The organism is Oleiphilus sp. HI0043 (assembly GCF_001634935.1).
Genome location: NZ_LWEY01000082.1, coordinates 1 through 537, shown reverse-complemented (window position 1 = coordinate 537; position 537 = coordinate 1). Strand labels below are relative to the sequence as shown.

At 45.8% G+C, this 537-nt stretch carries 1 protein-coding gene; it reads left to right on the top strand.

Translation table 11 applies throughout. The features are described 5' to 3' along the window. Window positions 1-40 precede the first annotated feature (40 nt). Window positions 41-537: uroporphyrinogen-III synthase (locus A3729_RS01740; protein WP_231877299.1), on the top strand; the 497-nt coding region annotated here is incomplete at its 3' end.

Sequence of the window (537 nt, the reverse complement as noted above, 5' to 3'; positions counted from 1 at the left end):
AGCTCTCGAAGCCTTAGGAGCCCAGTGCAAAAAACTGCCAATGCTAAAAATCGATGCGCTTGAGATTAGCGCGATCGAGCGACAGCACATCCTCGATTTAGACCAATACCAGCATGTAATTGTCGTCAGCCAACACGCAGCTGATCTAGGCCTTGAACAAATAGATCACTATTGGCCACAAGCACCTGTCGGACAAAAATGGTATGCCATTGGCCGCAAAACCGCTGAAGCCTTAAACTCGACAAGTCTGGATATCGTATCGCCAGGTCAAGACCTGAGCAGTGAAAAACTATTAGAGAACAAAGACCTCAAAACAGTTCAAGACGAAAAAATACTCATCCTCAAGGGTAAGCATGGTCGCCAGGCTTTACAAAGCCAACTTCTTGCTCGAGGTGCGCAAGTAGATAGCATATCGCTATACCAACGCTCGAAACCAGACTATGATCAAAGCATACTGCAACAAAGCATTGACGACTTTGCGCCAGACTTTATTATTACACTAAGCGGTGAAACACTGACTAACCTGCTTGCTCATTG